The sequence below is a fragment of the Rhizobium sp. AC27/96 genome, assembly GCF_001692325.1.
Lineage (GTDB): Bacteria > Pseudomonadota > Alphaproteobacteria > Rhizobiales > Rhizobiaceae > Rhizobium.
In genome coordinates, this window is record NZ_LXKN01000009.1 from 102389 (window position 1) to 128357 (window position 25969).

21 protein-coding genes and 1 pseudogene are annotated in these 25969 nt (G+C 61.1%); 8 read left to right on the forward strand and 14 right to left on the reverse strand.

What is annotated here, in order from left to right; all coding sequences use genetic code 11:
- Positions 1-3: 3 nt before the first annotated feature.
- From A6U86_RS10080 to A6U86_RS10095, 4 genes and pseudogenes are all read right to left on the reverse strand, one after another.
- Complete coding sequence (locus tag A6U86_RS10080; protein WP_068389964.1) at positions 4-1029, reverse strand: Gfo/Idh/MocA family protein; 1026 nt, start codon at positions 1027-1029, stop codon at positions 4-6.
- A 170-nt stretch (positions 1030-1199) separates the two neighbouring features.
- Positions 1200-2048 carry a carbohydrate ABC transporter permease gene (locus A6U86_RS10085; protein ID WP_198929043.1) on the reverse strand — a complete coding sequence of 283 codons (849 nt, stop codon included), beginning with the start codon at positions 2046-2048 and terminating at the stop codon, positions 1200-1202.
- Between the two features lie 28 nt (positions 2049-2076).
- Positions 2077-2952, reverse strand: a pseudogene (locus tag A6U86_RS10090) (carbohydrate ABC transporter permease); the annotation flags it as partial.
- 97 nt (positions 2953-3049) lie between these two features.
- Positions 3050-4336, reverse strand: a complete 1287-nt coding sequence (locus A6U86_RS10095) for an ABC transporter substrate-binding protein (RefSeq protein ID WP_068389971.1) — start codon at positions 4334-4336, stop codon at positions 3050-3052.
- Positions 4337-4517: 181 nt separating this feature from the next.
- Between A6U86_RS10095 and A6U86_RS10100 the strand changes: the two genes are divergently transcribed.
- From A6U86_RS10100 to A6U86_RS10110, 3 genes are all read left to right on the forward strand, one after another.
- Positions 4518-5213: a TetR/AcrR family transcriptional regulator gene (locus tag A6U86_RS10100; protein WP_068389974.1), complete on the forward strand. Its 696-nt coding sequence runs from the start codon at positions 4518-4520 to the stop codon at positions 5211-5213.
- Positions 5214-5515: 302 nt separating this feature from the next.
- On the forward strand, positions 5516-6940 hold the full coding sequence (locus A6U86_RS10105) for a mandelate racemase (RefSeq protein WP_068389977.1): 1425 nt from the start codon (positions 5516-5518) through the stop codon (positions 6938-6940).
- Between the two features lie 222 nt (positions 6941-7162).
- Entirely contained in the window at positions 7163-8428 is a 1266-nt protein-coding gene (locus tag A6U86_RS10110) for a Gfo/Idh/MocA family protein (RefSeq protein ID WP_068389980.1), read from the forward strand.
- 49 nt (positions 8429-8477) lie between these two features.
- Here the strand turns inward: A6U86_RS10110 and A6U86_RS10115 are convergent, their stop codons facing one another.
- The 4 genes from A6U86_RS10115 to A6U86_RS10130 all read right to left on the reverse strand — a co-directional run bounded on the left by A6U86_RS10115 (position 8478) and on the right by A6U86_RS10130 (position 13120).
- Positions 8478-9065, reverse strand: coding sequence for a transglycosylase SLT domain-containing protein (locus tag A6U86_RS10115; protein ID WP_068389983.1), 588 nt, complete (start codon positions 9063-9065; stop codon positions 8478-8480).
- A 114-nt stretch (positions 9066-9179) separates the two neighbouring features.
- On the reverse strand, positions 9180-10205 hold the full coding sequence (locus A6U86_RS10120) for a hydroxyacid dehydrogenase (protein ID WP_068389986.1): 1026 nt from the start codon (positions 10203-10205) through the stop codon (positions 9180-9182).
- Positions 10202-12058: a DUF2264 domain-containing protein gene (locus A6U86_RS10125; protein WP_068390155.1), complete on the reverse strand. Its 1857-nt coding sequence runs from the start codon at positions 12056-12058 to the stop codon at positions 10202-10204. The genes A6U86_RS10120 and A6U86_RS10125 overlap by 4 nt, the downstream gene beginning before the upstream one ends.
- A 39-nt stretch (positions 12059-12097) precedes the next feature.
- Positions 12098-13120, reverse strand: a complete 1023-nt coding sequence (locus A6U86_RS10130; protein WP_068389989.1) for a LacI family DNA-binding transcriptional regulator — start codon at positions 13118-13120, stop codon at positions 12098-12100.
- Between the two features lie 150 nt (positions 13121-13270).
- Here A6U86_RS10130 and A6U86_RS10135 point away from each other — a divergent pair, with 150 nt between their 5' ends.
- The gene (locus A6U86_RS10135; RefSeq protein WP_068389992.1) at positions 13271-14566 is read left to right on the forward strand and encodes an ABC transporter substrate-binding protein; all 1296 of its coding nucleotides are present in this window, start codon (positions 13271-13273) and stop codon (positions 14564-14566) included.
- A 260-nt stretch (positions 14567-14826) separates the two neighbouring features.
- Here A6U86_RS10135 and A6U86_RS10140 read toward each other — a convergent pair whose 3' ends face one another.
- The 4 genes from A6U86_RS10140 to A6U86_RS10155 all read right to left on the reverse strand — a co-directional run bounded on the left by A6U86_RS10140 (position 14827) and on the right by A6U86_RS10155 (position 19006).
- Positions 14827-15681 carry a 5'-nucleotidase, lipoprotein e(P4) family gene (locus A6U86_RS10140; protein WP_068390158.1) on the reverse strand — a complete coding sequence of 285 codons (855 nt, stop codon included), beginning with the start codon at positions 15679-15681 and terminating at the stop codon, positions 14827-14829.
- 214 nt (positions 15682-15895) lie between these two features.
- Positions 15896-16537: a ThuA domain-containing protein gene (locus A6U86_RS10145; RefSeq protein WP_068389995.1), complete on the reverse strand. Its 642-nt coding sequence runs from the start codon at positions 16535-16537 to the stop codon at positions 15896-15898.
- A gap of 24 nt (positions 16538-16561) precedes the next feature.
- Positions 16562-17662: a Gfo/Idh/MocA family protein gene (locus A6U86_RS10150; protein ID WP_068389999.1), complete on the reverse strand. Its 1101-nt coding sequence runs from the start codon at positions 17660-17662 to the stop codon at positions 16562-16564.
- Between the two features lie 141 nt (positions 17663-17803).
- Complete coding sequence (locus A6U86_RS10155) at positions 17804-19006, reverse strand: ROK family transcriptional regulator (protein ID WP_068390001.1); 1203 nt, start codon at positions 19004-19006, stop codon at positions 17804-17806.
- A 222-nt stretch (positions 19007-19228) separates the two neighbouring features.
- On the opposite strand from A6U86_RS10155, the gene A6U86_RS10160 reads away from it, so the two are divergent.
- From A6U86_RS10160 to A6U86_RS10175, 4 genes are all read left to right on the forward strand, one after another.
- Positions 19229-20530 carry an ABC transporter substrate-binding protein gene (locus A6U86_RS10160; protein ID WP_068390161.1) on the forward strand — a complete coding sequence of 434 codons (1302 nt, stop codon included), beginning with the start codon at positions 19229-19231 and terminating at the stop codon, positions 20528-20530.
- Between the two features lie 162 nt (positions 20531-20692).
- Positions 20693-21541 carry a carbohydrate ABC transporter permease gene (locus A6U86_RS10165; RefSeq protein WP_244509865.1) on the forward strand — a complete coding sequence of 283 codons (849 nt, stop codon included), beginning with the start codon at positions 20693-20695 and terminating at the stop codon, positions 21539-21541.
- Positions 21534-22382, forward strand: coding sequence for a carbohydrate ABC transporter permease (locus tag A6U86_RS10170; protein ID WP_068390004.1), 849 nt, complete (start codon positions 21534-21536; stop codon positions 22380-22382). Before A6U86_RS10165 ends, A6U86_RS10170 begins: the two co-directional genes overlap by 8 nt.
- Before the next feature lie 21 nt (positions 22383-22403).
- Positions 22404-23474 (forward strand): ABC transporter ATP-binding protein, encoded by a 1071-nt coding sequence (locus A6U86_RS10175; RefSeq protein WP_068390007.1) that lies wholly within the window; start codon positions 22404-22406, stop codon positions 23472-23474.
- 97 nt (positions 23475-23571) lie between these two features.
- Here A6U86_RS10175 and A6U86_RS10180 read toward each other — a convergent pair whose 3' ends face one another.
- Positions 23572-23949 (reverse strand): DUF427 domain-containing protein, encoded by a 378-nt coding sequence (locus A6U86_RS10180; protein WP_068390011.1) that lies wholly within the window; start codon positions 23947-23949, stop codon positions 23572-23574.
- Between the two features lie 187 nt (positions 23950-24136).
- The gene (locus A6U86_RS10185; RefSeq protein ID WP_068390014.1) at positions 24137-25954 is read right to left on the reverse strand and encodes a M23 family metallopeptidase; all 1818 of its coding nucleotides are present in this window, start codon (positions 25952-25954) and stop codon (positions 24137-24139) included.
- Positions 25955-25969 lie beyond the last annotated feature (15 nt).

Consider the following 25969-nt stretch of genomic DNA (forward strand, 5'->3'; position numbering starts at 1 on the left):
CAATTACCTCTGAATATTCTTGAGCGATGTTGCTTCGGCCAGCGCCTGCGCTTTCAGCGCCAGCTCCATGGCCTTGAAGCAATGGTCCTGGCCCATCGCCGTTTCGGTGCGGTCTCTTATGTCGGCGGCAAGCTGGCGACCGTAGGGCAGGTCGCGGCCGGTGCAGTCGATATGCTGCATGCCCTTGCGGTCGGTAAGGAAGAGGTGATCGGTGCCGGGGCGGCCGGCGACGTCGATATATTTGCGCAGCTCGATCGTGCCTTCGGTGCCGACAATGAACAGGCGGCCGTCACCCCAGGTGGGAAGACCATCCGGCGTGAACCAGTCGACGCGGACATAGCCTGTCACGTCAGGCGTGCGCAGGTGGAAGTCGCCATAATCCTGCAGGCCGGGTGTTTCCGGATTGGCGCGGTTGGACACCGTCGCCGACAGCACTTCGGCCTCCAACGAATCCGCGAAGAACAGGAACTGCTCGCATTGATGCGAGGCGATGTCGGTGATGATGCCGCCATAGCGCTTGCGGTCGAAGAACCATTCCGGCCTGGTCGGCTTGCGCAGCCGGTGCGGGCCGAGGCCCGTGGTGTGGATGACCTTGCCGATGGCGCCGGCCTTCACCAGCTCACCGGCCTTGACGGTCGATGCCGTTTCGAAATGCTCGGAATAGAGAATGGAGACGATGCGCTTGGTCTCGGCCTGTACCTTTCGCACATCCGCGAGCTGATCCAACGTCACCATGCCCGGCTTATCGAGCATCACGTCCTTGCCGTGGCGCATGGCTTCGATGGCAAGGCCAGCGCGTTCGCTGGAAATAGCGGCGCTGACGATGAGAGCAATCGAGCTGTCCTCGAGGATTTCCCTTTTGTCGGCAACGCGTTTCGCCTGCGGGAAGCGTTCGGCGAAGACGGCCGCAAGGTCATCTTCGATAGCGTGGAAGGCGACCAGCTCTGCGCCGGCACGCAGCATGACGTTGACCTGGCCGTAGATGTGATCGTGATTGAGGCCGATGGCGGCAAAGCGCAGCGCGCTCATGCGACATTCCTTTCAATGGGTTTCTCGGGAGCATTTCCGTCTCAAACGAAGCCAGAAATGCTCTCTGTTTGTGTTCACGCAATTCCGGACGCAAAACCGCTTCGCACTTTTGCTGGAATTGCTCGGGATGCGGCCCCAAGCCTTGGGTGTTCGGGACTGCGCGGTTCGTATCAGCGTTTGAGACCTGCCGTGGCGATGCCGTCGATCAGCAGTCTCTGGAAGAACAGGAAGATCAGGAAGACCGGGATCAGCGACAGGCTCGACATGGCGAACAGGCTGCTCCAGTCGGAACTTCCCGTGGAGTCCACGAAGGAGCGCAGGCCGAGCTGCACGGTGTAGGTGTTGATGTCGGAGAGGTAGATCAGCGGCCCGAAGAAATCGTCCCATGTCCAGATGAAGGAGAAGATCGCGGCCGTCGCCAGTACCGGCAACGACAGGGGCAGCATGATGCGCCAGTAGATGCGCCAGGGGCTGCAGCCGTCCATCATGGCGGCTTCGTCCAGCTCGCGCGGGATGCCGCGGAAGAACTGCACCATCAGGAAGATGAAGAAGGCGTCGACCGCAAGGAATTTTGGCACGACCAGCGGCAGCATGGTCTTCACCCAGCCGAGCTTCAGGAAGAGGATATATTGCGGGATCAGCGTGACGTGATAGGGCAGCATCAGCGTGCCCAACATCAGCGCGAACCAGAAATTCTTGCCCCAGAAATTCAGCCGCGAGAAGGCATAGGCGGCCAGCGAGCAGGAAATGACATTGCCGAGGACCGACAGCACGGCAATGACGGCCGAATTCCAGACGAAGGTGCCGAAGGTGACCTGACCACCGAACCAGCCGCGCGGGAACGAGCTGAAGTCGAAGTGAGACGGGATCAGCGATGCTGTGCCGAAGATCTCGTTCTGGTCCTTGATCGAACCGGAGAGCATCCACAGCAGCGGATAGAGCATCACGATGGATGCGGCGATGAGAGCGGTGTGGACGAGGACGGAGACGAACCAGGGGCGCTCGCGCGGCGGGTTCATATCCTCGGCAAAATGGGTGAGCTTCGCGTCAGTCATCGTAATGCACCCAATAACGAGCGGAAAGGAAGGAGAAGGCGGTGAAGATGGCGATGATGACAACCAGAACCCAGGCGAGCGCCGCAGCATAACCCATGCGGAAATAGCCGAAGGCTTCCTGGTAGAGATAGAGCGTGTAGAACAGCGTCGAATCGATCGGGCCGCCGGTGCCGGACGAAATCACATAGGCCGGCGTGAAGGCCTTGAAGGCGTCGATGGTCTGGACCACCGCATTGAAGAAGATCACCGGCGTCAAAAGCGGCAGGGTGATCTTGAAGAAGATCCGCGTCTTGGATGCGCCGTCGAGACTGGCGGCCTCGTAGAGATCGGTCGGAACCTGCCGAAGACCGGCCAGGAAGATGATCATCGGCGAGCCGAACTGCCAGATGGCGAGGATGACGAGCGTATAGAGCGAATAGTCCGGATTGGAGATCCAGCTCGGTCCGTTGATGCCGAAGAGATACCAGAGCAGCGTGTTCACGATGCCATCGGCATCGAAGATTTGCCGCCAGAGCACGGCGATGGCGACGCTGGAGCCGAGCAGCGACGGCAGGTAGAAGATGGCGCGATAGACCGGAAGGCCACGGATGCCGCGATTGAGCAGCAGTGCCACCGCGAGTGCAAAGGCAAGCTTCAGCGGCACGGAGCAGACGACGTAGAACAGTGTCACCTTCAACGAGGACAGGAATTTGTCGTCCGCCGTGGCGATGCGCACATAATTGTCCAACCCCACCAGGTTCGGCGACTGCAACAGATTGTAGTCGGTGAAGGAGAGGTAGAGCGACGCGATCGCCGGTCCGAGGGTCAGCCCGAAAAAGCCGATGAACCACGGCAGGAGAAAGAGATAGCCCGGCGCGTTGCGGGAAAAGGCGCTCGGCGCCTTGTAGATGGTTTCCACGCGCACCGGCGCGGACGCGCTGACGGCCAAGCCGCCGGCAACGCTGTTGCTGTTTGTACCCACGGTGTCAGCCTCGCGTAATGTTTGCTGCTGCCTGTTCGGCAAACTTCGTCCCTGCGTCCTGGGAGCTGGTCTTGCCGAAAGCCACTTCCTCGGCGATCTTTTTCAACAGGAATGCATTCTCGCCGGCGCCGTTCGGCGGAGACGGCGGCAGTGCCCCGACATGCGGCGTCAGTCGGCCGATATAGTCGACGACTTGTTTGCTGACGGGGTCCAGATCAGGCGTTAGAAGGTCGCGGATCTTCGACGAGGGAGGAACGCCGCGCTCGACGCCGAGGGTCTTGGCACCTTCCGGGTCCTCCACCAGATAATTGACGAAGGCGACGGCGGCATCCTTGTTTGCCGAGGCCGCCGAAATCGACATCAGCATCGACGGCTTCAAATATTGCCCGGGTTTGCTGTCCGCACCGGAAACCGGAAAGGAGACGATGTCGAGCTTATCCTTGACGAGGGCCTGAATGGCGACAAACTGGTTGGAATGGGCGTAGCTGACGGCCGCCTTTTTGGTCACCAGCATGTCGGTTTCGAGGGTCTGCTGGTCGAGCGCCTGGACATCGGCCGGCACGCAAGCGCCGATCTTGCGCATATGACCCCAGAAATCGAACCATTCGGCGGCGTCCTTGGCTTCGAAGGCCAGTTTGCCGTCAGCCGTATAAAGTGCCTTGCCGCGCTGGCGCAGCCAGCATTCGAGAGCCGGCTCGCCGCCGCTTGCATCGGCCGTGCCATAAAAACCGCGGCGCTTCTTGGCTGACGTCACCTTGGCGCAGGCATCGCCGAGCTGTTCCCAGTTCATGGCGTCATGCGGCGGCTCGACACCGGCTTCAGTCCATGCTGCCGTGTTGACGACGACCATGAAGGAATTGACGCCGAGACTGACGCCGTAAATCTTGTTGTCGACCTTGCCGGAATCGATATTGGCGGGGCCGAAATCCTCGATCGCCAGGCTCTTGCCGAGATAGGGCGTCATATCGAGCAATGTGCCGCGACGGGCATATTCGAAGATGTAGCGATAATCCATCTGGATCAGGTCGGGCGCATTGCCGCCGCCGGTCTGGGTGGCAAGGCGCGTCCAGTAGCTGTCCCAGCCGAAGGATTCTCCGGCGATGGTGATATCGGGATTTTTAGTCTGGTAGGCTTTGACGGCTGAGAATGTGCGGTCGCTTCGTTCCTTGGATCCCCACCAAAGAAGGCGCATCGCCGTTGCCGCATTGGCGCGGGAAAGTCCGATAGTACTCAAGGCTAGCGCGGCTGTCATGCCGGCAAGCAACTGCCGGCGGTCGATCGTCAACGTCATCCTGGTCTCCTCCCCAGTAAAGCGATGATTTACGAACTGCTTTGCATGATATAACTATTTGGTTACAAGTTGGATAGAAATGTGACTGCTGTCAAGCGCCAATCGTGTCACACTCAAAACGACGCATGCGGGGGCCGGTGACGCGCGTTGCGGGAAAGACCGATCCGGGAGGAGGTTAGCCATGACCGCCAGGGAGAGACAAGGGACTGAAAATACAGCACAAGCTGAAATCGACGAGGTCGTGCGAGTGCGGCCTAAAAAAGTGTCGCGCAATCCGCAAAAGACCCATGCCATGATTCTGGAAGCGGCGACCGAGGAATTCGCCGCCCACGGTTTCGGCGGCGCCCGGGTGGATGCGATCGCTGCGCGGGCGCAGACCAACAAGCGGATGCTCTATCACTATTTCGGCGACAAGGAAGGGCTCTATCTCGCGGTGCTGGAGGCGACCTATGCGGCGATCCGCAATGCCGAAAAACATCTCGATCTTGCACGCCGCGATCCGGAGGAAGGGATGCGGGAGCTGGCTCTGTTCACCTGGCGGCACTTCCTCGCGCATCCGGAATTCCTGAGCCTGCTTGCCACCGAAAATCTGCATCACGCTCATTATCTCAAGCGATCCGACAAGGTGCTTGCGATGCATTCACATCTTATCGATGAGCTTTCGGGCGTGTTGCGCCGGGGAGAGGCGGCCGGCATGTTTCGGGCTGCCGTCGATCCGATATCCGTCTATCTGACGATTGCGGCACTCGGCTTCTTCTATCTCTCGAACCGCCACACGCTTTCGACGATCTTTGCGCGCAAGCTGGGCAGCCAGGACTCCCTCAACGCCTGGGGCGAACATATCGTCGCGATGACGCTGGCCTCCATCCGGGCATGACCTGCCCCGAAAGTACGCATCCCTGGAGGTGCCGGAGAAATTTAAAAAAGGCGATTGACAAAGCCGGCGTGATCGCGCGATCTTGTAACTATACGGTTACATTTCTTCGGCGACCAAGCGTTGCTTCCTGATTCCGGAGGGAATCGGGCAGGGAGGAGAAATCATGAAGCGCATCGGCATCGCCATGCATGATATTGCTGCATGCACGGAGCATGACCCGCCGCTGGAGATTTAGCATTGCCGCTCTCCTGCACGGCTTTGGCAGTTGAGCCTGATAACCACAAGGGAAGCACTCAACCATCATGACCGAACCGTTGAAAATCAGGCTTGTCGAGGCCGAGGCATTCGAGCGCCCAGTCAAATTGCGGCTGCCTTTCCGCTTCGGGGCCGCGACCTTGCGGGAGGCCCGGCAGATTTTCCTGCGCGTGCGCATCGAGGATGCCCTGGGCCGCTCGGCGCAAGGGATGGCGGCCGAGCTGATGGTGCCGAAATGGTTCGACAAATCGCCTGATCTTTCCAACGGCGATAATGAGAACCAGCTGCGCCGCTCGCTGGTGCTGGCGCTCGATGCGCTGAGAAGCGCGGGTACTGGAACGGCTTTCGGGCTGCATGCGGCCGTTGAGGCATCGCATCATGCCCGTGCGGCGGCTGAAAAGCTGAACGGCCTTGTCGCCTCCTTCGGCCTCGCCGTTGCCAATCGGGCTGTTCTCGATGCCCTCTGCCGGCTGGAAGGCCAGACGGTTGCGCAGGCGATCAGGGCAAACCGGCCCGGCATCGACGCTTCGACGGCGCATGATCTCTCTGGCTTCGATCTCTCCGGATTTCTGTCGACATTGGAGCCTGCAACGCGCCTCGCCGCCCGGCATACGGTCGGTCTGGTCGATGCGATCGTGCCAAGCGATATCCCGGCAAGCGAACGTCTGAATGACGGCCTGCCGGAGGGTTTCGAGGAGGCGATCGACGCCTATGGCCTGACCTTCTTCAAGGTCAAGGTATCAGGTGCTCCCGAAGCCGATATCGATCGCCTCTGCCGCGTTGCCGCCGTTATCGATGCCAAGGTGCCGACATATTCCGTGACGCTTGACGGCAACGAGCAGTTTTCGTCCGCCGAGGCGGTCGCCGATCTGCTCGCCCGCGTCAGGGATGAGCCGAGGCTGGCGCGTTTCGCCGCCTCGATCCTGTTCGTCGAGCAGCCGATCGCACGCGCGTATGCCTTTGAGAAGCCGGTGACGGCGCTTGCTGGCTTCAAGCCGGTGGAGATCGATGAATCCGATGCCGATATCGATGCCTTCGTGACGGCGAGGGGGCTCGGCTATACCGGCATCTCCTCGAAGTCCTGCAAGGGATTCTATCGCTCGCTATTGAACCGGGCGCGCGTCGCCAAGTGGAGCGCGGAAGAGGGTATCCCCTATTTCATGTCGGCCGAGGACCTGACGACTCAAGGGGGACTTGCCGTGCAGCAGGACCTGGCACTCGCCTCGCTGATCGGCATGACCCATATCGAGCGCAACGGGCATCACTATGTCGATGGCATGGCCGGCGCGCCGGAGGAAGAGCAGGCGGCTTTCGCCCGTAGCCATTCAGATCTCTATCGCGTCAGCAATGGCCGGACGCGGCTGCGGATCGACGGCGGGCAGCTTGCGATCGGCTCCGTTATCGACGCTGTCGGTCTCGGTTCGTTGGTGGAGCCGGACTGGAACGCGATGGAGGCCTCATCGGCGGTATAGATTTCCTGCCTTGCCCCTCAACCTAGCCCTCTCCCCGCGGGCGGAGAGAGGGGACGACGGAGCGTAATATTCGAATTTACCACCCGGAGTGAGCGTGGGTTTGGCAGGGAAGCCCCCTCGCCCCGCTTGCGGGGAGAGGGTTGGGGTGAGGGGCACTTCGCCGAAGTAAATCAGGCCCGACGCGGCCTCACATCGTCATTTGCAGACTCTTGAGGAGGAGACATGCAATCGTCATCGAAGAAACGCTATGTTCTGGTCGGTACCGGCAATCGCGGCGCGACCATGTGGGGCAGGGACCTTGTCGAGCGCTGGAGCAGCGAGGTCGAGCTTGTTGCGGTCTGTGATCTCAATGCCATGCGGGCCCAGCGGGCGCTCGACTATATCGGCGCCTCCGTGCCTGTTTACACCGACTTCGATGAGCTGCTGCGGGTGGAGAAGCCGGATCTGGTCATCGTCTGCACGCGCGATTCCACGCATGACGATCTGATCGTCAAGGCGATGGAGTCCGGCGCCAATGTCATCAGCGAGAAGCCGATGACGACGACGGTCGACAAGATCAAGCGCATCCTCAACGCCGAGGCGCGCACCGGCAAGCGGCTGGATATCTCCTTCAACTACCGTTTCGCGCCGACATCGGCGAAGATCAAGGAGCTGATCAATTCCGGCGTCATCGGCGATGTCACCTCGGTCGATTTTCACTGGTATCTTGATACCAGCCACGGCGCCGACTACTTCCGCCGCTGGCATGCCTTCACGGAAAATTCGGGCAGCCTCTTCGTTCATAAGGCGACGCATCATTTCGATCTCTTGAACTGGTATCTGGATTCCGATCCGGAAACGGTTGCCGCCTTTGCCGATCTCAAGCATTACGGCCGCAAGGGTCCGTTCCGCGGCGAGCGCTGTCGGAACTGTCGTTACAAGGACGAGTGCGACTATTATCTCGACATCAGCGCGACGCCGCTGCTCGAAAGCCTCTATGAGGACCCGTCGACCGTTGACGGCTATGTGCGCGATGCCTGCGTTTTCCGCGAGGATATCGATATTCCGGATACGATGGTCGCCTCCATCCGCTATCGCAACGGCGTCAACGTCTCCTATTCCCTCAACACCTATATGCCGATCGAGGGACACCACATCGCCTTCAACGGCCACAAGGGCCGCATCGAGTTGCGCCAATACGAGAAGCAAAAGTGGTCGACACCGCCGGCAGACGAAATCGTCGTCATGAAGAATTTCGGTGATGTCGAGCGCATATGGGTGCCGCACGCATCCGGCGGTCACTATGGTGGTGACGACCGGCTGCGCAACATGCTGCTGCGCTCAGGCCCGAACGACGAGCTCAAGCAGCGTGCCGGCTCGCGTGCGGGTGCGATGTCGGTTCTCTGCGGCATCGCGGCCTTGCAGAGCAGCCGCACCGGCCAGCAGGTATCGCTTGCCGATCTGTGGGGCAAGGATGACGGTCTGAACCTGCTGGAGCCGCGGCCTTAGGCTTGCGGCTCCGCCTTTTGCGGAAATTGCTTCAAAGTCAGTGGCGAGATCAGCCGCAGCCCGGCAGCTGCTGCGCGTAGATCCGTGTCATGCCGTTGAAGCGCTTGGCACCGGCGAGAGCGGTCGAATTGCCGCGCCACGATCCCTGCAGATAGCCCTTGGGGCCGGAGTAGTAGGCAAGATAGAGATCGTAGGAATTGTTCAGCGCGATGCCGGTCTGCAGGTGCGTCTGGTAGTGATACCAGCCGACAAAATCGATGGCGTCGGCGAAATTGGTGCGGCTTGCCGTCCAGTTGCCGGTCTCGCGCTTGTATTTGTCCCAGGTGCCGTCGAGGGCCTGCGAATAGCCATAGGCGGTTGTCGGGCGCTTCCAGGGAATGAAGCCGAGCAGATAGCGTCTCGGCGGGCGGGCGCGCGGTCGGAAGCCGGATTCGGTATAGATCGTCGCCATCAGGATCGGCACCGGCACGCCGTATTTGCGCTCGGTGTTTTGGGCGGCGCGCTGCCAATTGTTGAACCAGCCGTCGCGCTGATCGAAGATCGCGCAGATGTTGCGGGTGCGCGAGGGTGCAGTGGCACAGCCTGCCAGCACGCCGAGCAGCACCACAGCCAGAATGGAAAGGACGCGACTACGCATAACTAGAACCTCTTCGCTGAGGAAATTGCTAGCGCGGAATGATTAAAAACCGGTTGTTTGCCTGTGCCGAAATGGGGCGATTTCAGGGTGTTTTCATGGATTTGCTGCGTCGCATCATGCCATGCGGGCCATGTCCTCGCGGTGGATTTCGTAGAGCATCGGCCTGCCCTCGATGAAGCGCATGGTCTCCTCCACCGCCATTTCGCCGAGGCGCGTCCGCTCAAGTCCGACAGCGCCGGCAATATGCGGTGTCAGGAAGACATTCGGCAGGTCATAGAAGGCCGAGCCGGCCTCGGGGATCTCCGGGTCGGTGACATCGATGATCGCGTCAATGCGGCCGGTTTTCAGCGTGGCGATCAACGCTGCTTCGTCGACCAAAGCACCGCGCGCCGTATTAATGAACGTCGCCCCCTCCTTCATTAACGAAAGACGTCGGACGTCGATCATATGCCGTGTCGCCGGCAGGGATGGCGCGTGCAGCGAGACGATATCGGCCGATGTCATCAAGGCGTCCAGCTCGGTCTTCTCGACGCCGAGGCCTGCCGCTTCGGCCGCATCGACCATGGGGTCGTAGAGCAGGATGCGGTAGTCGAAGGGCGCGAGCAACTCGATGACGCGCCTGCCGATGCGCGAGGCACCGACGATGCCGACAGTGCGGCCGTAATTGCCGATGGCCTGCGCCTGGATCGGCTGCGTCCGTTTGCGGTTGCGGTCGGCGACATAGAGGTCGCGAAAGCGGAAGATCTTCTTGCCGGCGAAAATGATGGCGGCAAGCGTGAATTCGGCAACCGGCAGCGCATTCGCCTGCGCCGCATGGCTGACCGCTATGCCGCGATCAAACAGGCTGTCTCCGAGCAGGCCCTTCACCGTACCGGCGGAATGCGCCACCAGCTTCAGATGCGGTGCCAGCGCCAGCGCTGCAGCATCGATGGTTGGCGAGCCCCAGCCCGTGATCAGGATTTCGGCCTCCGCGAGGATTTTTCCGGCGCGGGCATCATCGAAGCGTTGCATTGGTGCTGCGTCCAACACTCGGCCGACAGTATCGAGGCGCTGGATCAGCGCCTCCGGCAGGACGTGTTGTGTGCGCGATGGCTGCATCGCAAAGGCAATGGCCGGACGAGCGGATGTAAATTGCGTCATGGCAAGCGACCGGGCGCCTCGATGGCGCTGACCGTGATGCCCTTGTCTGCCACGAGGGTGCGCAGGGCATCGATATCGGGTTTCGCAGGCGGCTTCGTCCAGGCGCTGCCGACTGCGGATGGGTCCTTCTCAGCCAGAACGGCGGATACGAGAATAGTTTCACCTGATGGGATGGTGGCGCGCAGCTGCGGCACCAGTGTCTTCGAGGCGATGAGATTGGTGTTCGGCGGAGCTTTCTGCGCTATGCCCTGACGCTCGACGGTCGAGCCGAGATCGAGAATGCCGCTGAAATCTTCCTCGCCTACCGCATAGGCGGCGCCAGTTGCGGATGACAGCGTGTCGGCTTCCAGATCACGCCGGGAGATGGCAAAGCCGCCTTCCGCCGTCTGCAATGGCCTAGGCGTGGTGATCTTGTGCAGCCGGACATGCCAGGGCGCGGTGGGCACGAGCCATGTCTCGACCGTGACGTCCGGATAGGGCGACCATTTGGCATAGAGCGTATCGGCGGCGAGCTTGGCTTCTTCATTCGTCTCGCGCACACGGTAATGCAGGCCATCGTCGCTGAAGGCAAGCATGCTGTCGAAGGCGCCGCCGGCAAAAATGCGCTCATCGCTTTCGACGCTGAAGCCGTAGCGGGCCGAATAGGCGAATTTCGAGTATTTCTCCGCGCCGAAGCGCATCTGCTGGTTTTCCTGGCCGGAGGAGAGCGCCACGACATCAGCCTTGCTGCGCATCAACACCATGCCGGGATGTTTCTGCGGGGCGATAGCCGGCTCATTTTCCAGTGGCTTTTCTTCCGCCGTCCAGAAGGGGTGCGTTTCCTTGAGCGCCAAGGGCAGGAAGGCCTTGAAGGCCCAGTATGGCGAGCCGGCGGAATTGTAGTTCTCCGACATCAGGAGGTTGGGATAGGCAAAGCCGATCGGCAAGGTGCCGTCGCGATTGGCAATCGGCTTGTCGGCCCACCAGCGCAAGTGCCGGAGGCACAGTCCCTTGATCTCGCCCCATGGCAGCGCCTCGACATCGGCGAAGGCGAGCGCCGACCAGAAGCCAGCGCAGGCGAAACGATAGGTCAGGCTGCGGCCGAAGGGGATGGTGGCGCCATCAGGCGCAAACCAATGGCGGAAATCCCTCGCGAAGAGGGCGGCGCGCTCGCGGTAGCGCTCGGCGCGGTCGTCATTGACGAGCTTGGAATAGATCAGCCCGTAGAAATGCATGGCGAAGGGAATGTAATGGTCGATGCGGCGGACATCGCCATCGCGATACCAGCCGTCGCCGATGTAGAAGCCGTCCAACTCCCGCAGATAGTTCTCCGTCAGGCTGCGATCGAAGGAAGCGCCGAGCCTGTCGAGGGCGATATCGACAAAGATGCGGAAGAATTTCCAGTTGTTGTCGGCATAGTCGAAGGTGCGGGCATGCTTGAGATAGGTGATGAGATTGTCGCGCGCGCGTTGATCGAGTGGCTCCCAGATCTTTTCGGGCACCAAGGCGAGTGCAAAGCCGAGTGCGGCAAGCTCGACCATGCGCTGATCGCGGCCGTTGACGGTACCCCAATATTCCGGGTGCTTCGGGTCGACGCCGTTGGCCAGCCCCTCGGCATAGCGGTCCCAGTGGCGGAAGTCGCCGCCACCGGCACCGAGCGGCGCCAGGCCCCAGAGCGGGCGGGCGAAACCTTCGAGATCGGCAGCCGCGCGGTCAAAATGCGCGCCGGCGCCATCGATGCGGACGCGGGCATTGCCCTCGGAGAAATAGGGCAGCAGCGGATTGAACAGGTCGGTCAGCGCCCGGCGCATGTCCGTGTGGGTCTTCAGTGGATTGCCGGCAAGCGGATTGGTGCTGGCGGGGTCGTAGATCATCGGCATGGCTCTCTCGATTGTTTCCGCTGCGGGGAGGGGTCAGGTTTCAGGTGGAAGGGTGCCGCCGGCGACCGGTGGAGCGCCGTGGCAGATCTGGCGAGCGGGAGCATCGCGATCGCGGAAGCGGGCGACCATCAGGCCGATGGCCTCGCGACCCAGCGCCGCGCGATCGACACGCATGGTCGCCAGCCTCGGGTTGGTCATCAGGGCGCAGGGGAGATCATCGAAGCCGACGATGGCGAAATCCTCCGGCACGCGCAGGCCGGCTTCCATAACCGCATCGAGCACGCCGACGGCGATGAAATCATTCATGCAGAAGGCGGCGGTATAGCCTTCATCCGCAGCGAAGATTGCGGCGGTGGTGTCATGGGCTTCCTGGCTGGAGCTGCCACGGAAGTTCATCGGCACGATGCGGCCATGGGCACCCTCGACCGAGGTGATGGCGGCCTCGAAGCCCCGCATGCGCTCGCGGATCGTCTGGCGATGCGAGCCCGTCAGGTGCAGGATGCGGCGGTGACCGGCATCGAGCAGGCGGCTTGTCGCATTGTAGGCGCCAAAGAAATTCGAGGGCGAAACGCCGTCGAAGCGCAGCTTCGGATCGGTGCCGTTGACGAGAACGGTGGGCGTGCCGCTAGCCTCCAGCCACCGGCACAGGTCCTCGGAGGGGTCGATGCCAACGAGAAACAGGCCTTCGGCACCGGCAGACTGCAGATATTCCCTCACCAGATCCGGTTCGGTGCGGGCCTCGCGGATGAGGCGAATGTCGAAGCGCATGCCGCGCTCGGCCGCCCCCGCGCGCAAGCCTTCCAAAATGCCCTCGTAGAAAACGCTCAAGCCGCCCGTGACGCTATCGCTGGCAATCAGGGCCAGTCCGCCGGCTTCCGTCTCCGCCGCCGTTTTCAGCGGGTAGCCGAGATCGGCGGCCACCTTGAAGATGTGCTGGCGGATCGCCTCGCTGATCCCGGGTTCGTTGGTCAGGACGCGCGACACCGTCGAGACGGAGACGCCGGCTGCGGTGGCAATATCGGCTTGCCGGATACGTTTGGATCGAACATCGCTCATATCGCAATTGTTATGCAAAATTATGCAAATTTGCAATACAGAGTTTTTTATTGCACAGTGCAATGAAGTTGCATATCTTCCCCCGGAATTGTCCGCTGAAGGCGTCGGGGAGATCGTCGCGGACGACAACGCAAGAGAAGGAGGAATCTCATGCGCATGAATCGCCGTTCATTCATGATTGGAGCCGCCGGAGCAACTGCCGGTCTGGCGTTCGGAGGAGGGGCAATGCCCGCCTTTGCCGACGCCACCCAGCTCAGGGCAATGTGGTGGGGCTCGCCCGATCGCGGCAAGCGCACGGTCGCGGTCGCCGAATTGTTTCATAGCAAGAACCCTGATCTCTCCGTCATCGGCGAGAGCATCAGCGGCGACGGCTACTGGGCCAAGCTTGCGACCGGCATGGCCAGCCAGAACATCGCCGATGTCTTCCAGCTCGAGCCGAGCACGATTTCGGACTATTCCAAGCGTGGCGCCTGCATGCCGCTCGACCAGTTCGTGCCCTCGACGCTGAATGTCGACAGTTTCGGCAAGGACGTGCTGAAGCTGACCACGGTGGACAACAAGCTCTACGGCATCGGCCTCGGGCTCAATTCCTTCGCGATGTTCTATGACGAGGACATGTTCAAGAAGACCGGCCTGACGCCGCCTGGTCCGACGACCACATGGGCCGAATATGCCGATCTTGCGGTTGAGATGACCAAGGCGGCCGGCAAGCGCGGCTATTGGGGCGGCCCTTATGGCGCGCGCTACAACTATGTCCTCGATGTCTGGCTGCGCCAGCGCGGCAAGAGCCTTTTTACGGAAGAGGGTGGGCTTGGCTTCGGCGTCGACGATGCCAAGGAATGGTACAGCTACTGGGAAGAACTGCGCAAACGCGGCGGCACGGTTTCCGCCGATGTCCAGACGCTCGACCAGAACGTCATCGAGAGCAACTGCCTTGCACTCGGAAAATCGGCCATCGGCATGGCCTATTCCAACCAGCTTGTCGGCTATCAGCTCGTGGTCAAGAGCAAGCTCGCCGTCACCCTGCTGCCGCGTGAAAAGAAGGACGGCCCCTCCGGTCACTATTATCGCCCGGCGCTGATCTGGAGCGTCGGCGCCACCAGCAAGAATGGGGAAGCGGCGGCGAAATTCATCAATTTCTTCGTCAATGATGTCGACGCCGGCAAGATCCTCGGCGTCGAGCGCGGCGTGCCGATGTCACCCGCGGTGCGCGCCGCCATCCTGCCGACGCTCAATCCGGTGGAGCAGCAGACGGTGCAATATGTCGAGCTGTTGAAGGATCACGTCGGCAGCTACCCGGTGCCGGCGCCGCTCGGCTCCGGAGAGTTCGACCAGAACGTCGCCCGCCCCGTCGCCGACCAGCTCGCCTTCGGCAAGATCACAGTCGCCGAGGCGGCGAAGAGATTGGTCGAGGAAGGTGCGACGAAGCTGAAGCGGAAGAGCTGAGTGGAGGCCGGCTATGTGGGTGGATGACGGTCAGGCTCGTTCGTCTTTGCCTTGATTCTGTGCCTGGCCCCTCACCCCAACCCTCTCCCCGCAAGCGGGGCGAGGGGGTTATCATGCCTGACTTGGCTTCAGTCTTTCTGAAGACAGGCGGTTTCTCGATCGTCCCTTCTCCCCGCTTGCGGGGAGAAGGCTAGGATGAGGGGCCAGGCACAAAGCTCCCACAGACTTGAATGCGCCTGACAATCACCCTTGAACGACGGCTACTTCCCATCCCAGGGCTTCAGCGCATCCTGCTTCAGCTGGCGCTGCTTTTCGGGCGGCAGCTTGTAGTCGCCCTTGTAGGGTGCGCTCTCGAACGAGCCGTAGGTCGGGTTGGCGATGGCGATCCAGTCGTGGCCGAAATGGGCGGCATTGGCTTCGAAGGCTTTCTGGCGCTCCTCGACCGTACCCTTGTAGTCATCGGTGAAGTCGCCGAAATTGTCGCCGAACATCAGGAGAATGCGGTAGTCCTTGGCGATGAAGGCGCGGCGCGTGCCCTTGGCGGAGCCCCAGTCCGGCTGTTCCTTCGCACTGAGAAAGGTGTCGACATTGTCGCCCATCGGGAAGCCGAAACGCTTCATTTCCTCGAGGGTCGGCTTTTCCTCGTCAACTGTGCGATTGGTGACGTAGAAGACCTTTACGCCTTTCGAGGCGGCATATTGGGTGAATTCGACGGCGCCCGGGATCGGTTTGTCCTGCTGGGCATTCACATATTGCGTCCAGCTATCCGGCGTGAAGCTCGTTCCTGCCGTGATGTTGCGCGCCTGATAGGCCGATGTGTTGAGCACGGTGTCATCGACATCGAGGATGATGGCCGGTGGAAAGTCCTGGAAATTGCCTGTCTGCTCTACCGGTGCTGCGGTCCAGTTCTTGTCGGCCAGTGCCTGATCCAGCCGCAAGCGGGCGAGCGCATAGGCGCCAAGCGCATTGGCCTGAGCCTCGACCGAGGTCTGGTCCCAGAGAACGGCGTTGAGATTGTCGTCAGGCATGGCAGCCGGCAGATCTGCTGCAAGGGCCGGCATGGCCGAGGCGAGACCGATCATCAAAGTCAGGCACTTAGAATATCTCTTTCGCACACCACTCTCCTTCATCAAATTCCCGGGAATCAATCGGTCGCATCAAGGATTTCAAACGGGCATCAAAGTCCTGATCCGGATAAGGATAGTTTGCGCGCCGATGTAATGTGTCAAGTATATGACAGTCGGCTGTGTCCGATTTGGATTGCAAAAGCAAAAAAGCTCCCCATCCGGAAAGGATGAGGAGCGATGGCTTTAAAAAAGATGGAGATGTTCAGCGCGCGGCCCAGTTGGCGCCGCGGCGGAAGATGGTCTTCATCTGCGGCACGTCGAATTCCTTGGCCTGGTGGCCGAGCGAGGAATAGAAGACGCGGCCCTTGCCGTATTTGCGCTTCCAGGCGACCGGCATGACGACGCCGTCGATCCAGTAGGCGTGGTCGCCGGTGAAGGTTGTCGTCGCCAGCACCTCGTTCGACGGGTCGACATGCATGTAATATTGCTCCGACGTATAGGGGAAATCGGTGATCCCCTCCATGATCGGGTCGTCGGGCCGCGTGATGTTGACGGTATAGTCGATGATGTTGCCGGGATGGGCGACCCACTGGCCGCCGATGATGAACTGGTACTCGACGCTTTCGCGGAACGAGTCACCGGCGCCGCCGTGATAGCCGGCAATGCCGACGCCGCTTTCGATCGCGTCAGCGAGGTTCTTCACCTCTTCCTTCTCGATCTTCGACATGGTGACGATCGGCACGATCAGGCTGAGATCATGGATCGAGGGATCGGCGAAGGCCTCGGTGCTGTTTTCGAGGTAGACCTTGAAGCCGTCCTCTTCCAGCATGTCGCGGATGATATGGGCGCATTCCTGCGGTTCGTGGCCGCTCCAGCCGCCCCAGACGATAAGTGCTTCACGCATGATATTCCTCCTGAAATTGTGCGGTTAGCGGCCGATTTTTCCGTCCACGAGGGATTCGGACAGAGGGGCCGGACGTTCGGTTTGCGTCGTGATGGTGACCGTACGCCCGGTCTCGGACGCGGTCTGGAAGGCTTCCATGACCTCGAGCACATGCAGCGCCAGGCTGCCATTGGCGCGGTGCGGCCGGTTGGAGCGGATGGCATGGGCGAGATCGGCGACGCCGAGCGAACGGTAATTACCATCGGCATAGGGAGCCGTAACCTCGCGGTCTTCGAACTGGCCACCCTTCTTGAGATACTCGACCGCGCCGCCGAAATGGTTCGGATCCGGCACGATCAGCGTGCCCTCGGTGCCGTAGACTTCGAGCGGCACATGCTTGTGGCCGGCAACGTCGAAGCTCATGCCGATCTGCACGACCGCGCCATTGGCAAAGGCCATGACGCCGGCGACGTGGGTGGGCACATGCACGGGGATATGCTCGCCGTTGCGTGGCTCGCTGGTGATGATGCGCTCCTTGCGCGGCGTCACGGCAAAGCCGGCAACCTGGGAGACGGGGCCGAGCAGGTTGACGAGATCGGTGATGTAATAGGGACCCATGTCGAGCATCGGGCCGCCGCCGACTTCATAATAGAAAGCCGGATTCGGATGCCAACGTTCGTGGCCGGGGCACATGAAGGTGGCGGTGCCGCCGACCGGGATGCCGATCGCGCCTTCGTCGATGATGGCGCGGGCCGTTTGGTGGCCGCCGCCGAGGAAGGTATCGGGGGCTGCGCCGATTCGCAGGCCCTTGGCGGCAGCCGCGTCAGCCAGCTTCTTGCCCTCGGCGAAATTGATGCCGAGTGGCTTTTCCGAATAGGTGTGCTTGCCAGCGTCCAGCGCCTGCAGGCCGACGGCGACATGCGCCTTCGGAATGGTCAGGTTGACGATGATCTCGATCGTGGGATCAGCGAACAGGGCGGCGATATCGACCGCCTTCAGGCCGAATTCAGCAGCTTTCGCCTCGGCAAGCTCGCGATTGAGGTCGGCGACGCCCTTGATGTCGAGAATGGGAAAGGATTTCATGGCTTTGAGATAGGCGCCGGAAATGTTTCCGCAGCCGATAATGCCAATGCCGACCTTGTTCATAGACTTCCTCCAAATGAATTGTCTTTGCTGTGCTGGAGCGGCTCGGCGTTTCACGTAAGCCCTGAGCCGCTCCATCTTATTGTTTCGACGCAATTCCGGACGGAAAACCGCTGTGCACTTTTCCCGGAATTGTTGTGGGAATTACAGAGCCGATGCCGGCCCCGTCGTTCCCCAAGGCGATTCGTAGAGTTCGCGCAGCGCAACGACGGCGGCGCCCTGCGCCCAGGTCTCGTCGGTCGACTGATCGAAAACCAGTTCGGTCACGCCCTTGATCGAGGGCGGGATCGCCAGCGAATAGGCCTCCCGAAGGCCGTCGAGAAAGGGCTGGCCGAGCGCCAGGCTCGATCCCACCAGAATGACGCGCGGCGGGGCGAACAACGTGACGATATTGGCAAGCGCCGTACCGCAGGCCTCGCCGGCGCGGATCGCCGCGCCGATCAGCATATTGTCCTCGGCGGCAATCAGCGTCTTTGCATGCGCCATGCCCTGGCCGAGACGAATGGCTTCGGCGAAGCGGCCGCTTGGCTGATCGCCGAGAATGGCGCTTTCGCCGGCAAGGCTCGCCAGCCTGACCACGCCTTGCGTCCCTATGCCGAGAACCAGGTCGCCGAGATTGTGGCTGAGGCCGCCGGCGCCGCGAAAAAGCTGGCCGCCATGCAGAACGCCGAGCCCCAGCGTCTGTTCCAGCGACACCAGCACCATGTCGTCCAGGTCTCTTGCCCCGCCGAACCAGTGATGGGCGAGCGTAATGGCGTGAGCGTCGCTTTCAACGATGGTCGTGACGCCGAGCCGCCCGGACATTTCCTTGGCGAAATCGACGCCGGTTTCGCGGAAGATCGGGCTGGTGCGCACATGGCCAGTGCGATGCTCGATAACGCCAGGCAGGCCAAGGCAGACGGAATCGATCTCATCCAGCGCGAGATTGGCATCGACGACGCAGCGGCGCACGCCATCCTCGATCAGATCGGCGATGACGCCGATCGGCTGTCGGTCAACCCTCAGTGCCAGCGTGAGGGTGGAAAGAACCTCGCCGCGAAAATCCGACACGACGAAGACCATGCGATTGGCGGCGATCTTCGCGCCGACGACGCGGGCGGCATCCGGATTGAGCTCCAGCATGACGCGGGGCCGGCCGCGGGCGGCGGCCTCGCGCAAGTCGCCCTCGGTGCGGGCAAGGATCAGGCCGTCATCCAGCAGCGATGCCGTGATTGCCGAGACCGTGGTGGTCGAAAGCTGGGTGCGGTCGCTGATTTCGATACGTGCGATGGAGCCCGCTCGCCGGATCGTATCCAGCACATTGAAGCGGTTTATCGCCCGCATAAGTTCGGGATCTGCTGTTTTCATGTGAATGACGCCGAATGACGGACCCGCTCGGCTGCGGCCTGGTATTTTTAACGGAATGCGTATTAAATAACCTATGCCCATTGCCCAATGTCAAGCCGTTTTGCGGCCGATCTGCCGAAAATTTGGCAATGGTGGTTGACATTTCAGCAAAGCTCCGTTGAATTAATCCGTATAAGGGAAAAAATATCTGAGGCTCTGATGTTCCCTTGGGAGGAGAAAATCATGATCCATTTACGTGGGGCTCAAGCCCTTCGCGCGGCCGCTATTGCCGCCACCACCGCACTGACGATGCTGGCAGGCGTGACGAGCGCCGCGGCCGATACCACCGTCAAATGGCTGCATCTGGAGGCCAATCCGGCCTACGTCGCCATCTGGCGCAAGATCGCCGATGAGTACCAGGCCAAGCATCCCGGCACGAAGATCGAGATGCAGTTCCTGGCCAATGAAGCCTTCAAGGCCAAGCTGCCGACGCTTCTGCAGTCGAAGGACGCTCCGGACCTCTTTTATAGCTGGGGTGGCGGCGTGCTGAAGCAGCAGCAGCAGACCGGCACGCTGCTCGACCTGACCTCGGCAATGGATGCCAAGGACGGCGCCTGGAAGAAGAGCTACAATCAGGCCGCAATCAAGGGCCTGACCTTCGATGGCAAGATCAGCGCCGTTCCCTATCAGATGGGCACGGTTTCCTTCTTCTATAACAAGGCACTTTTCGCCAAGGCCGGCGTCGACGCCGATGCCATCAAGACCTGGGACGACTATCTGGCCGCGGTGAAGAAGATCAAGGCGGCCGGCATCGTGCCGATCGCGGGCGGTGGCGGCGAGAAGTGGCCGATCCATTTCTACTGGAGCTACCTCGTCATGCGCGATGGCGGCCAGCAGGTTTTCAATGACGCCAAGAACGGCAAAGGCAACGGCTTCAACGACCCGGCGATCATCAAGGCCGGCGAGCAGCTTGCGGAACTTGGCAAGCTTGAGCCCTTCCAGCCCGGCTATCTCGGCGCGACGTGGCCGCAGACGCTTGGTGTTTTCGGTGACGGAAAGGCGGCGATGATCCTCAGCTTCGAGACGACGGTCGCCACGCAGCGCGTCAATTCGGGCGATGGCAAGGGTCTGGCGGACGACAATATCGGCCGCTTCGCCTTCCCGGCTGTGACCGGGGGTGCCGGCGCTCCGACGGATACGCTTGGCGGGTTGAACGGCTGGGCCGTCACCAAGAAGGCTCCGCCAGAAACGCTGGATTTCCTCGCCTATCTCACCAATGCCGAGAATGAGCGCACTATCGCCCAGTCCGGCTTGATCATTCCGGTCGCTATCGGCGCCGAGGATGGCATCAAGTCTCCGCTGATGCGCGGCGCTGCCGATCAGCTGGCGCATTCGACCTGGCACCAGAACTTCTTCGACCAGGATCTCGGGCCCTCCGTCGGCCGTGTCGTCAACGACATTTCCGTCGGCATCGTCTCCGGCCAGTTGTCGCCGAAGGATGGCGCGCAGCAGGTTCAGGACGCCTTCGAGCAGGATCAGCTCTAACGGCATCCGGCGCCGGTGTTCGCTTGGCACCGGCGCCAATTTTTTTTCGAATTGCAATTGTCGAGACTGCTCATGACCGATGTCAGCGCCACGACCACCATACCCTCCGTCGCAAGAGCGAGGCCCGCCGCGAAGCGGAAATCGCCGTCGGCGCGCGGGCGCATGCCGGTCATCCTGCTGTTTCTGCCGCCTGCACTACTGCTCTTCACCATCTTCGTCATCCTGCCGATGGGCGAAGCGGCCTGGTACAGTTTCTATCGCTGGAACGGATATGGCCCGCCGACGGAGTTTGTCGGCCTGCGCAATTTCGAGGTGCTGTTCAAGAACGGCGCGTTCCTGACATCGCTCAAGAACAACGCACTCATCATCGTGGTGTCGATCGCCGTCCAGGTGCCACTTGCCATCTGGCTGGCGACGATGCTGGCAAACCGTATTCGGGGTGTCGTACTGTTCCGGCTGATCTTCTTCCTGCCCTATGTGCTGGCTGAAGTTGCGGCTGGCCTGATCTGGCGCTTCGTCTATGATGGCGACTACGGCCTCTTTGCCGCGATCGCGCATTTCCTCGGCACCGCCACGCCCTATGTGCTCGCCGACAAGGATCTGGCGATGTATGCCGTGCTCGGCGTCATCGTCTGGAAATATTTCGGCTTCCACATGATGCTGTTTATCGCCGGCCTGCAGTCCCTCGACAAGAGCGTGCTGGAAGCGGCCGAGATCGACGGCGCCACCGGCTGGCAGAAGTTCCGCTATGTCACCCTGCCGTTGCTCGGCTCGACCTTGCGTCTCTCGGTCTTCTTCGCCGTTGTCGGCTCGCTGCAGCTCTTCGACATGATCATGCCGCTCACCGGCGGCGGACCGTTCAACTCGACGCAGACGATGGTGACCTTCCTCTACAATTTCGGCGTCACCCGCATGCAGGTCGGTCTCGGCAGCGCCGTCGGCGTCGTGCTGTTCGTGATCTGCGTCACCCTCGCCTTCGGCTACAAACGGATATTTATGCGCAATGACTGATATGGCCACATCCGTTCGACTGAGCACCGGCACGAAGATCTATCTTTACGTGTCGCTGACCATCATTGCCGCCATCGTGCTGATCCCGCTTTTGACGACCGCGCTTGGCGGCTTCAAGTCGCTCGGCGATCTCCGGACCAATCCTTTCGGCCTGCCGGCCGAGTGGCATTTCGAGAATTACACCGGCATCCTGTTCGGCGACCGCTACTGGCGGCAGATGATGAATTCCTTGATCATCGCCGTATTGACCGTGTTCCTGACGGTATCGGTCTCGGCCATGGCCGCTTTTGCCTTCGCGCATGTGAAATTCTTCGGCTCGAACTTCCTGCTGAATTATTTCCTCATCGGCCTGATGTTTCCGGCGGCAACCGCCATCCTGCCGCTGTTCATCCGCATCCGCGATCTCGGCCTGCTCAACACCTACTGGGGTGTCGTGCTGCCGCAGGTGGCTTTCGGCCTCGGTATGAGCATCCTGCTGTTCCGCAACTATTTTCGCAACCTCCCGGAAGAATTGTTTCAGGCGGCCTTTGTCGACGGCTGCGGCTATATCCGCTTCTTCTGGCATATCTCGCTGCCGCTCTCGCGGCCGATCATCGCCACCGTCAGCATCATCTCCTTCGTCGGCAGCTGGAACAGCTACATCCTGCCTTTGATCATGCTGAATTCGGATTCGATCTATCCCTGGCCGCTCGGCATGATGGTCTATAGCGGCGAATTCGGCACCGAATGGGAGCTGGTGCTCGCCTTCATCACGCTCACCATCCTGCCCACCATTATCGTCTTCTTCCTGGCGCAGAAGCATATCATCGCCGGCCTCACCGCCGGTGCGGTGAAATCCTGAGCCTTACTGGAGCAACAAAGCATGGCATCCGTCGAACTGCACAACATCCACAAGGCCTATGGGGCGCTCACCGTTATCCACGATATCTCGCTTTCGATCGACGATGGCGAGTTCATCGCTCTCGTCGGCCCCTCGGGCTGCGGAAAATCGACGTTGCTACGCATGATCGCCGGCCTCGAGGAAATCACCGATGGCGACGTGTCGATCGGCGGGCAGGTGGTCAACGCCATGACGCCGCGCGAACGCAACATCGCAATGGTCTTCCAGTCCTACGCGCTCTATCCGCATATGACCGTCGCCGAAAACATGGGCTTCAACCTGAAGCTCTCGGGCCAGACAAAGCAGGTCATCGAACAGCGGGTCAATGAAGCCGCGCGCATGCTTGATCTTACCAAGCTGCTCGACCGCAAGCCGGCGCAGCTCTCCGGTGGTCAGCGGCAACGCGTCGCCATGGGCCGCGCCGTGGTGCGCAACCCGGCAGTGTTTCTGTTCGACGAGCCGCTCTCCAACCTCGATGCGAAGCTGCGCGTGCAGATGCGCTCCGAAATCAAGGCGCTGCATCAAAAAGTGCAGACGACCTCGATCTATGTGACCCATGACCAGATCGAGGCGATGACGCTGGCCGATCGCATTGTCGTGCTGAACCAGGGCAGGATCGAGCAGCAGGGCACGCCGATCGAGCTCTATCGCAAGCCGGCCAATCTGTTCGTAGCCGGTTTCATCGGCTCACCGGCGATGAATTTTCTCGATGGCGTGGTGGATGGGGTTGAGGGTGCACCAGCCGTGCGGCTGAAGGACAGCACGCCGGTGCGCATCGCTGACGAGCGCAAGGTAAAGCCGGGCCAGAGCGTCAAGATCGGCCTCAGGCCCGAGCATCTGAGCCTTGCAAGCAACGGCTCGCCGCTCAGCGGCCAGACCCTGTTGGTCGAGCCGACCGGCGCACAGACGCATGTGTTGTTCGATCTCGCGGGCGAGCAGGTGACGGCCGTCGTTGATGGTGAGGCACCGGTGCGCTACGGCCAGCAACTGAATGTCTCCGTCAGCCCGGAACAGGTCTATGTCTTTGACGCTGCAAGCGGCCTCGCCCTTTAGAGCATTTTCGCTTTTCTTCGAATCGCGAAAGCGCTCTATCTCTTTGTTTTTACGCATTCCGAACGGAAAACCGCTGCGCACTTTTCCTGGAAATGCTTTAGGTCACGACGTCGAAGGCATCGACGCGGTCGGTATAGAACGCCATGTAATCCTTGATCTTGCTGACCGAGGGATAGGGGTTCTCGTAGGTCCAGATGGCGTTCACCGAGCGTTCGCCGCCGGCGGGAATGCTGTAATAGGAGCATTCGCCCTTATAGGGACAGTAGGTTTCGTGATCGGTCTTTTCCAGCAACGACATGTCGACATCGCTGCGCGGAATATAGAGAACCGCCGGATAGGATGCCTCCTTGAGAGACAGCGCTTCGCGCGTGTCGGCGATCACCTTGCCGGCGACGGAAACGGTGACATGCGCATGCTTCCTGTCGATCGTGATGGGATGATCAGGACCGGGGATCTTCACTGGTCTTTCCGACATGATGGCCTCCTGGGGTGAGGGGTCAGGCACCAAGCCGCTGTTACGGCAGGAGTGCGCAACGATCTGCGTCCGGAAAGGATATAGGAAGCGCGGCGCCGATTATCAGGGGGCGTGTTGCGGATCCGCGTTCGGTCGCGGAGACGCCATTGCTGGCGGGCAGATCGATCAGAGGACGGGTAAGGAGTGCTTACGGTGCGCCGAAGTGGTTCGGGCCGATTGCAGGGGTTTGCCCGAAGGCGGAGAAGGGCGGCGGTGCGTTATCGCGTGTCGTCGGAACATCGAGATAGCTCATGATGTTTTCGACATGGCTCACCTGCGAGCGCAGATTGTCCAGCGACTTGCCAGTCAGATTGGTGCCGGCGGGCAATTGCGCCGTCAGCGGGTTCTCGTATCGGCCGTTGACGCGCAGCTCGTAATAGAGGTGCGGGCCGGTGGAGTAGCCGGTCGAGCCGACATAGGCGATGACCTGACCCTGGGTGACGCGCTGGCCGACGCGCAGGTCCGACGGGGTCGCCGAAATATGGGCATAGGTGGTTTCATAGCCGCCGTCGTGACGGATACGGACATATTTGCCGTAGCCGGTTTCCCAGGAAATCTTCTCGACGACACCATCGCCGGCGGCCTGGATCGGGCTGCCCATCGGCGCGCGGAAATCGACGCCGTTGTGGAATTTCTTCACGCCGAGGATCGGATGAATACGCCAGGCAAAACCGTCGCCAAGAGTTCCGTTCGGCACGGGGCGATGCACCAGCGACTTGGCGATGGAATGGCCGCCCTCATCGTAGAATTCCGAAGGACCTTCGCCGCCATCCTTGTGCAGATAGAAGCGGTGCGCATCGCCATCGGCGTGGAATTCGATGAACATCAACTCGTTCTGACCATCATCGGCCTTGCGGAAGAGCAGGTCGACGCTGTCGGGCGCGTCTTCGATGCTTGTGAGCGAAATACCCTTGGCCTTGGCAAGCTTGACCAGCTGCTGGGCACATTCCTTGCTGAGGCCGGCCTTTTCCAGCTTGGCGCTGACGGCGGCCTCATCTCTGTCGTCGACGTCCTTGAGATCGACGGCCGCCACTTCCGTGGAGGAGGGCGCGTCCATCTGGCTCTCGCTATACAAAGTCGAAAACAGCCGGTCGTTGGCCATGGGCACGAAGCCGTCCGCGTCGTCTCGCGCGACGACCCGCTCCGGTGTCTTGTCGCCGCTCAACCGCGCCATGATCAGTTTCGGGCGAGAGCCGCCCTTCTTCTCCAGAAGCAGTTCCAGGCTGTCGCCGGGGGAAACCGTATCGGTTTCGAGAGCCCGTTGCAGTTCGTCGCCGGCATCGCTGCTGAGGCCTGCGGATGCAAGAATATCCTGCAGATCCTGCTTGTCCTTCGGCATGGACACCAGCCGGCGGAATTCGCGGCCGGGTTCGCCGGTCGTTGCCCTCGATACGCTGACATTCAGCGGCACGCCGCGAACGGGGAAGCGGGAGCGGCGGACGGCATCGTAGTGCGTGGTTTGCGGATAGATGCCATGGCGGATATCCGACAGCGACGGCGGCGAGAACACGGCCTCGTCGATGGATTCGCGTCCATAGGAGGCATTGAGCGCTGCGGCGTTGGCGCGCGTGCCTGCCGCGTCGGTGGGTTTGAACACCAGCGTCGTGCGGTGATAGGTGAAAATACGGGTCTCGCCGCTCGAGAGCTTTTCTGCAACCTGGGCGAAGCGGGCGCCATCAAATCGCTCTTTCGCAGCGGCCAGGCGCGTGCTCTTGGGCATTGCGGGCTGGGGGCGCAGCATCTGGCCCGTGTGCACCGGCACGGCCTGTTCGATGGTGTGGCGCGCCAGCAGCGGATAGAGCACGGTGGCGAGCAGGCCGAAGGATGCGGTTCCGGCCAGCCCGATGGCGATCAGATGACGAAGATGTGCGGATCGGGGCAGAAATGGAATATGAAAGTCATGATGCGGCCGAGCCTGGATCGCAGCCTCTGCAGGAAATTGGACGCGTAATGGACTTTCGGCCATGAAGTGAGGAACCCT

Bases quoted from the DNA above. Each gene is read 5' to 3' on its own strand.
- A6U86_RS10080 (WP_068389964.1), bottom strand. From the start codon at position 1,029: ATGAGCGCGCTGCGCTTTGCCGCCATCGGCCTCAATCACGATCACATC.
- A6U86_RS10085 (WP_198929043.1), bottom strand. From the start codon at position 2,048: ATGAACCCGCCGCGCGAGCGCCCCTGGTTCGTCTCCGTCCTCGTCCAC.
- A6U86_RS10095 (WP_068389971.1), bottom strand. From the start codon at position 4,336: ATGACGTTGACGATCGACCGCCGGCAGTTGCTTGCCGGCATGACAGCC.
- A6U86_RS10100 (WP_068389974.1), top strand. From the start codon at position 4,518: ATGACCGCCAGGGAGAGACAAGGGACTGAAAATACAGCACAAGCTGAA.
- A6U86_RS10105 (WP_068389977.1), top strand. From the start codon at position 5,516: ATGACCGAACCGTTGAAAATCAGGCTTGTCGAGGCCGAGGCATTCGAG.
- A6U86_RS10110 (WP_068389980.1), top strand. From the start codon at position 7,163: ATGCAATCGTCATCGAAGAAACGCTATGTTCTGGTCGGTACCGGCAAT.
- A6U86_RS10115 (WP_068389983.1), bottom strand. From the start codon at position 9,065: ATGCGTAGTCGCGTCCTTTCCATTCTGGCTGTGGTGCTGCTCGGCGTG.
- A6U86_RS10120 (WP_068389986.1), bottom strand. From the start codon at position 10,205: ATGACGCAATTTACATCCGCTCGTCCGGCCATTGCCTTTGCGATGCAG.
- A6U86_RS10125 (WP_068390155.1), bottom strand. From the start codon at position 12,058: ATGATCTACGACCCCGCCAGCACCAATCCGCTTGCCGGCAATCCACTG.
- A6U86_RS10130 (WP_068389989.1), bottom strand. From the start codon at position 13,120: ATGAGCGATGTTCGATCCAAACGTATCCGGCAAGCCGATATTGCCACC.
- A6U86_RS10135 (WP_068389992.1), top strand. From the start codon at position 13,271: ATGCGCATGAATCGCCGTTCATTCATGATTGGAGCCGCCGGAGCAACT.
- A6U86_RS10145 (WP_068389995.1), bottom strand. From the start codon at position 16,537: ATGCGTGAAGCACTTATCGTCTGGGGCGGCTGGAGCGGCCACGAACCG.
- A6U86_RS10150 (WP_068389999.1), bottom strand. From the start codon at position 17,662: ATGAACAAGGTCGGCATTGGCATTATCGGCTGCGGAAACATTTCCGGC.
- A6U86_RS10155 (WP_068390001.1), bottom strand. From the start codon at position 19,006: ATGAAAACAGCAGATCCCGAACTTATGCGGGCGATAAACCGCTTCAAT.
- A6U86_RS10160 (WP_068390161.1), top strand. From the start codon at position 19,229: ATGATCCATTTACGTGGGGCTCAAGCCCTTCGCGCGGCCGCTATTGCC.
- A6U86_RS10165 (WP_244509865.1), top strand. From the start codon at position 20,693: ATGCCGGTCATCCTGCTGTTTCTGCCGCCTGCACTACTGCTCTTCACC.
- A6U86_RS10170 (WP_068390004.1), top strand. From the start codon at position 21,534: ATGACTGATATGGCCACATCCGTTCGACTGAGCACCGGCACGAAGATC.
- A6U86_RS10175 (WP_068390007.1), top strand. From the start codon at position 22,404: ATGGCATCCGTCGAACTGCACAACATCCACAAGGCCTATGGGGCGCTC.
- A6U86_RS10180 (WP_068390011.1), bottom strand. From the start codon at position 23,949: ATGTCGGAAAGACCAGTGAAGATCCCCGGTCCTGATCATCCCATCACG.
- A6U86_RS10185 (WP_068390014.1), bottom strand. From the start codon at position 25,954: ATGGCCGAAAGTCCATTACGCGTCCAATTTCCTGCAGAGGCTGCGATC.